Genomic DNA, 519 nt, shown 5'->3' with positions numbered 1-519 from the left:
GTGGTGCCCATGTCGGGCGGGCAGACCGAAAAGCAGGTGCAGCTGATCCAGGATTTCCGGCCCGACATCATCATGGTCACGCCCAGCTACATGCAGGTGATCGTCGAGGAGATGCAGCGCCAGGGCCTGGACCCGCGCGAGAGCTCGCTCAAGATCGGCATCTTCGGCGCCGAGCCCTGGACCGAGGCCATGCGCCGCGAGATCGAGGGCAAGGCGGGGCTGGATGCCGTGGACATCTACGGCCTGTCCGAAGTCATGGGCCCGGGCGTTGCCAGCGAATGCGTGGAGAGCAAGGACGGGCCGGTGATCTGGGAAGACCATTTCTACCCCGAGATCATCGACCCGGACACGGGCGAGGTGCTGCCCGACGGCAGCGAGGGCGAGCTGGTCTTCACGTCGCTGTCCAAGGAAGCCATGCCCATCATTCGTTACCGCACGCGGGACCTGACGCGGCTGCTGGCGCCGACCTCGCGCAGCTTCCGGCGCATGGGCAAGATCGTGGGTCGCAGCGACGACATG

At 66.3% G+C, this 519-nt stretch carries 1 protein-coding gene; it reads left to right on the top strand.

Annotated features, from left to right (window positions below; all coding sequences use genetic code 11):
- Nucleotides 1–519 (top strand): AMP-binding protein (locus tag ACM14_RS30215; protein ID WP_139093545.1); only part of this gene is annotated, 519 nt, incomplete at both ends.

The sequence above is a fragment of the Delftia sp. JD2 genome, assembly GCF_001682645.1.
GTDB lineage: Bacteria > Pseudomonadota > Gammaproteobacteria > Burkholderiales > Burkholderiaceae_C > Comamonas > Comamonas acidovorans.
The sequence above is the reverse complement of the archived record's forward strand: the minus strand, read 5'-3'. Positions and strand labels throughout refer to the sequence as shown.